Annotated in this window: 7 protein-coding genes, 1 pseudogene and 1 riboswitch; of the genes and pseudogenes, 2 read left to right on the forward strand and 6 right to left on the reverse strand. The window is 43.5% G+C overall.

Features of this window, described 5'->3' with window-relative positions; translation table 11 throughout:
* Positions 1–309: pseudogene (locus JL57_RS10015) on the forward strand (reverse transcriptase); the annotation flags it as partial.
* A gap of 403 nt (positions 310–712) precedes the next feature.
* On the opposite strand, the gene JL57_RS10020 reads toward JL57_RS10015, so the two are convergent.
* Positions 713–1,528: a C40 family peptidase gene (locus tag JL57_RS10020; protein WP_034141914.1), complete on the reverse strand. Its 816-nt coding sequence runs from the start codon at positions 1,526–1,528 to the stop codon at positions 713–715.
* Positions 1,529–1,532: 4 nt separating this feature from the next.
* Positions 1,533–1,671: riboswitch (cyclic di-AMP (ydaO/yuaA leader) on the reverse strand.
* Positions 1,672–1,921: 250 nt separating this feature from the next.
* On the opposite strand from JL57_RS10020, the gene JL57_RS10025 reads away from it, so the two are divergent.
* A complete protein-coding gene (locus JL57_RS10025) occupies positions 1,922–2,812 on the forward strand; it encodes a multicopper oxidase family protein (RefSeq protein ID WP_034141915.1) in 891 nt (296 codons plus the stop codon).
* Between the two features lie 111 nt (positions 2,813–2,923).
* Here the strand turns inward: JL57_RS10025 and JL57_RS10030 are convergent, their stop codons facing one another.
* The 5 genes from JL57_RS10030 to JL57_RS10050 all read right to left on the reverse strand — a co-directional run.
* The gene (locus tag JL57_RS10030; protein WP_034141916.1) at positions 2,924–3,877 is read right to left on the reverse strand and encodes a hypothetical protein; all 954 of its coding nucleotides are present in this window, start codon (positions 3,875–3,877) and stop codon (positions 2,924–2,926) included.
* Between the two features lie 313 nt (positions 3,878–4,190).
* Positions 4,191–4,397 carry a hypothetical protein gene (locus JL57_RS10035; RefSeq protein ID WP_034141917.1) on the reverse strand — a complete coding sequence of 69 codons (207 nt, stop codon included), beginning with the start codon at positions 4,395–4,397 and terminating at the stop codon, positions 4,191–4,193.
* A 33-nt stretch (positions 4,398–4,430) separates the two neighbouring features.
* Positions 4,431–5,216, reverse strand: coding sequence for a prolipoprotein diacylglyceryl transferase (gene lgt, locus JL57_RS10040; protein ID WP_034141918.1), 786 nt, complete (start codon positions 5,214–5,216; stop codon positions 4,431–4,433).
* Between the two features lie 172 nt (positions 5,217–5,388).
* The gene (locus JL57_RS10045) at positions 5,389–5,607 is read right to left on the reverse strand and encodes a hypothetical protein (RefSeq protein WP_034141919.1); all 219 of its coding nucleotides are present in this window, start codon (positions 5,605–5,607) and stop codon (positions 5,389–5,391) included.
* A 15-nt stretch (positions 5,608–5,622) separates the two neighbouring features.
* Positions 5,623–6,183: HAD-IC family P-type ATPase (locus JL57_RS10050; protein ID WP_291299921.1), on the reverse strand; the 561-nt coding region annotated here is incomplete at its 5' end.

The following is a 6,183-nucleotide window of genomic DNA, read 5'->3' on the forward strand; positions in this document are numbered from 1 at the left end:
CTGGCACTGTACAAATCTTTTGCAAGAAAAAAGGACTTCTTCGCCAAAATCAAGTCAGCCGTTAAAACATTCTACTTGCCCAAGTTTAACTTGACGGACCTGCTTGCCCGTGTATGCTACATCTGCGGCAATCCGCATTCCAATGTCAGCATGTATCATAGGAAAACGAAGAAGAAGCTCGACAAACCCTATTCACCGATTGTCACTGTCATGCTGAACATCAACCGGCGTCAGATACCCCTTTGCGAACATTGCTTTGCCAATGTCGAAGCTGACAGGTTCCAGCTTAATCAGCTGAAACGACGATAACCCATTTGGAATATGGAGAGCCGTATGCGGTGACAAGTCGCTTGTACGGTTCGGGAAGGGGCGGGTTACTTTGCTAATCCGCCTATTTCATTAGGTAAAATCTTTGGCTTTTTATTTCCCTAGCAATAAACAAATATATTGTACAAACTGGTGTTATGATTCCAAAAATCAGCCTAAAATATCCATATTTAGAAATTGAATTAACATAATTTTGTAAGGGAACGCGATTCATCCCTGACTTAACACAACAGAGTCTTGAAGTCGGGTCTTCTTGCTGACGTTGATAAAATTATCTTCATAAAAAATCGTAAATTTCTCATGAAAAAAGGACCCTGATTGATGTTCAGGATCCCTTCATATGCAACACATCTAACTGTCCGGCATTGCTATTCTTACAGTTTTCTTATCGAATCCGTCGAGCACCTAAATATCGTTTTGCCCAATAACTATCCGACAAGCTCTGAATATCTACTCCTTTACTAGCAGCTCCAATAGTACGCCCTCCACCGATATATATCCTCACATCCGTAGCACCAGGGGCATAGGTTTGGAAAAAAACGAGATCTCCGGGTCTTAACTCATTACGGCTGACAGGCGTACCAAGTTTGTACTGATCTGCAGCGACTCGAGGTAGTGTAATCCCGGAAGCTTTGAACACATATTGCACAAATCCGGAACAATCAAATCCTTTTAGACTCGTTCCACCCCAAACATAAGGAATCCCTTGTAAACTTAGGGCACGGCTAATGAGCTTGTCCACATCTAAACTTCCCCTAGACACTTGGGATACTGGAACCTGTTTAGTCCCAGAGGCCACCTTCTGTGAAGGAGCGCTGGGCTTTTTAACGGTCTGAGGTTTTTGAGACGTCTTGTCCACCGCAGCTGGGGTTTTCTTTTCAACAGGAGTTGACGTTTGCTTTTCGTCAGAAACATTATTACTTTCAGGTATTTGTGACACATCCGTTTTGACCTCGATCTTAGGTGTCCAATTAAGTGCCTCCCGTATTCTTTGAGAATATACTTTTGATGTGGAAACTACCAAAGGAGGATTTTTGAGTAAGGTAGTTTGAACGGTATCAATTTGTACGGTATCAGACTTTGGGACATCCTGAGAATTGAGCATTGCAGCTTGAGATGGGGTTATCCCCGTCAAACTGCTTGTCAAAATAACACCAGCAAGGGTGACCCCACTAAACCACTTTTTCTTGGGTATTAACACTAAGTTGTCCACCTTTCTTTGCTTACGAGGTTAGTTGACGGATTCGGGCTAAAGGTGTAAGCCCTTCATGTTATGCACATGATTCACCCCACATGAAATCCCCCGCTCTGAGCATCGAAACTCAGATTCAGCATCTTACCTTTAAAGTATTATGTTAAAGTTACTTAAAGGGGCATTTATGAGTGAACTTCTGTGCAATTGGCATTACGAATGTATCCTCCCTTCCCTGCCTCTTACAAAGAACAATCTCAACCCTTTAGTAAACACCTATAATGATACTATATAACTATGAATTTCCTATGAACGCGGAACCCAGCTTCACGATCCCTTCACATGAACCTATTCTCAGACTCAAGCATATACTTTCCTAAAATGTCAAAGGACGTGAAAGGTATGGTGATTTCGCTAGATCTCCCGAGCTTACCTTTTATTTTGAGAAACGGAGTTAAATACTTTGAGTTAATTGCCCAACCTGTGCAACGGGAGATTCTAACTGGACTCTACATCAACGCTTGGGGATATAACGGAAGTACGCCAGGACCGACTATCCATGTTTATCCAGGGGACTTTGTCAATATTCGTGTTTTCAACAGGCTTCCCGAATCAACTAGCGTGCATTGGCACGGTTTAGATGTTCCAAACGTCATGGATGGTGCCCCTGGTATGACAACTAGCCCTGAGATTAGACCTGGATACTATTTTGATTATCAATTCCAAGTTAAAAATCCACCCGGTACTCACATGTATCACGCTCATATGGATGCGTTGCGTCAAGAAATGATGGGCCTACAAGGCGGACTGATTATTTCGGACCCAGACCAACCCAGCGTTCATCGTGATTACTTCCTCATGTTCCAAGAGTTTCATGTCGACAAACAGCCCATGCAAGGATACACACCCGGCGTCTATGATCTCGATCCCTACAATATGGACTACAACTTTTTTACAATTAATGGGCGATGTTTTCCAGACACCACGCCACTAAAAGTCTGTACTGGCGAAAATGTTCGCATTCGTTTAAGTAATACCATGGAAACCGCCCACCCAATTCATCTCCACGGCCATCAATTCTATGTGACCGCTTCTGATGGCAACACGATTCCTCCTGATCAACGACTTTTGAGAAGCAATATATTAGTCGCTTCTGGAGATACTTGGGATATTGAGTTTTCGGCCAATAATCCAGGTCAGTGGCCTTTTCACTGCCATATACCACACCATATGACCAATAATATGTCCAAATCGGGAGGTGGAATGATGACAACGGTTCTTTATAAACAATAGCAACCAACGGAATCTCCGATACTGAAGAGCAAATAGTGCCAGCTTAATAATGAAAAAGGCAGTGTCTCGCTGAGGAGCCCCTGCCCTTTTCTTGTTTCCGCTGATATTTTTTTACTTTACATCAATAGTATTTATTATCGGTCCCTGCCAGTTTTCAAACCAAACCTGACCCGTGTATCCATTAACATCAAGTTCCGCGTAATCCTTACCGTCTTTCTGAATCATGAACTCATAGTAACCAGGCGCTAGTTCTGGTTTTCCGATTGAATATCCTTGGCCCAATTTGGATATGAACTCTTGAGCACTCTTCGTGGCCTGTTCTTCACTGAATGTAACCGCCCCGTTATTTCCCCAATTCATATGTCCATATTTTGTATTCCACATAATATTCGGACGTATGTCAGTTATGATCTGTCCGCCATTCTTGTAAACCATAACTTCATAGGCTTTAGCCCCTGTCGCTCCCTCTTTGAGCTCTACTTCATATCCATTTGCAAATTCATAAAGTTCGGCCACAACAACGTCCTGGTTAAGTTTTTGTATAAACGCCTTAGCAATGGCTACTGCTTGATCAGCTGTGGTGACTTCGCCGTTTGTGAGGTCAACACCTAAGCTTTTAGCATCATAGCCACCTCCCATCATGCCGTAACCGCCACCGCCCATCATACCGTAACCGCCACTATATCCATTAGTACCGAAGCCTCCCATCATTCCATAGCCTCCACCATCTCCATTAGCACCGAAACCTCCCATCATCCCATAACCGCTACCATACCCATTAGCACCGAAGCCTCCCATCATGCCATAACCTCCACCATATCCATTGGATCCTGGAGTGGTAACCACATCATCAGAGTTATCACTTGATGAAGACAGTGCTAAAGTTATAGGTTGAGGTGTCCCAAGCTGACTACTCTGTGCTGTTGTTTCAACTGTCTGTGTGAATCCAAGAGTTTGTCTCACAGATTTTGCGGCACCTAAACCAGAGGTTAGTGCGAAAGCCGTACCCGAAAGCGCCATCACGCCTGCAATTGAGAGTCCTACAATCCATTTTGTCTTATTCATTCTTTTTCCTCCTTTAATTTCCACACAAGAATATGTTCATGCAACCCTGTCTTCATGTCTCAAGTATATCTACTCAATTCGATTATGCTGTGAATGAGTTATGAATTTCTCATGAATTTAATCTCGAATTAGATAAAACTCTTGAAATCTTGCTAAATAACCGGCACTACACTGTGGCAGGGGAGAACTCATGTTTGTCAGCCTCCTTTCCTCGTTTAGTAAAAAACAAAATGACCCCTACTTTACTGTAGGAGCCATTAACGCTAGCAGATTCAATTACATTTAATGAAAGAAAACGATAAGGCTTAGTTAATTAGGCAGGAGAAAATGAGGCTTGTTTTTTAAACATCCTCAGCATACAAGTCATCACAACATGATCACCCTCTACCAGGACTAGCTCCTGATCAACTTGATTCTGCGCAAGATATCTTTGAGCGTCGGAAAAGATCTTTCGAGCATCGATTATACTTTTATATTCGCCTACAATGCCGTTTGATTTCTTTCCCTTCAAGATAAGCATAAATAATCGTCCTTTCGTAGGCTACCTTTCGAATTACTTCTTTTGTTCAGAGGATATTGGTTGTTTAGTCAGAACAGCGGCAGAAACAAGGGCTATAACAATCATCCCCACACTACTCCACTGTGCTGAAGTCCAATTGAATAGATAACGTGCGCCATCCCCTCGTAAAAATTCTAATCCGAACCGTCCTAGTGAATAGAGCACAATATAGCTTAAAAAGAGGATACCCCTCGGCAATATACGCCAACGCGAAAGGATTATGATCAGAGCAAAAACAACCATATCCCATTGCCCTTCCCATACTTCTGCCGGCCATAGGGGTTGGCTTCCATAGGCTGCATAAGCCGGAGTTCCATGGGGATAAACCAGGCCAAATCCTTGGTTAGTCGGGCTACCATAGGCATCCCCATTGAGAAAGCAAGCAATTCTTCCGATCCCCTGCCCTAAGATAATCCCAGGGGCGGCAATATCAGCCATTCTCCAAAAATCAAGCTGATGCTTACGAGTATAGATCCACCCCACAATAAAAGCCCCAACTAAACCTCCTTGAATAGCCATACCACCATGCCATATCATAAAGATTTCGGCAAGATGGAGGGAATAATAGTCCCACTCGTAGAAAAAAACTTGCCAAACACGTGCTCCGATAATGGCTCCAATCACGGCAAAGACCACCAAGTCTACAAGATGCTGGCGGTATTCCTTTTCAGAAGAGGCTAAATGATAAGCTACCCCTAAACCAATTAATATCGATAGGGCAACCAGTACACCATAAGATCTTAGTGAAAATTCCCCGATACTAAATAAAATTTGTGACAAAATTTCGTTCCCCCTCAGAGAATAATATCCAACTTTCAAATTATACTTAAATCTTACTATTATTGATTAGATTTTTTTAATGAAATAATTATGTGAATATTTTATGAGTGTTCCACTTGAATTTATTTTTCTCCCCGGAGAAGTTAGCCTTTTATCCGGGGAGAAACTGAACTTATCCCATAATCTTTTTCTTCACTGCCGGAATAACGATCGGCATAAAGACAATCATACTCAGGATGAAAACCCAAACCATGCCACCGATCCGAGCCACAGCAGTATAGGTATTACCGTCCACCCAAGTTATGATCAGAAAAATAAGAGTTATCGCCAGCGAGAGTGCAGTATAAACCACTGAAGCCTGCCTGGCGGCTTTTGCTTCTAAATCGTTCATAGTAAGACCTCCTCCTTAACGTGCTGTTTGTGGTTGAGGTACCGGGTGCCTACTGGATTTCACCTGTTCCCTCCGAAACGATGGTTGGTAGCGTTTTAAGAGCAGCGTGTTCATCGTTACAGAAACAGAACTCATGGCCATAAAGAAGGAAGCTAGTTCCGGGCTAACCAGAAGTCCTGTGAAAGGATACAGAATACCAGCCGCCAAGGGAATCCCTGTGATATTGTAAACGAATGCCCATACCAAGTTCTGTTTGATCTTGCGCATGGTAGCCCGCCCGATTTCAATAGCTCCTACCACATCGCGGATATCGTCCTTGATCAGGATAATGTCACCTGTTTCTTTGGCAACGTCTGTACCTGAACCTATGGCAATTCCCACGTTGGCCTGAGCTAAGGCTGGGGCATCGTTGATCCCATCCCCGACCATGGCAACCTTCAGACCCTTCTCCTGCAGCTTGATCACTTCGGCGGCCTTATCTTGGGGCAGCACTTCTGCCAACACTGTCTTGATCCCCACTTGCCGGGCTATGGCTTCAGCCGTCCGCTGGTTGTCCCCGGTAATCATCGCCACTTG

It is taken from the genome of Desulfosporosinus sp. BICA1-9 (assembly GCF_000802135.1).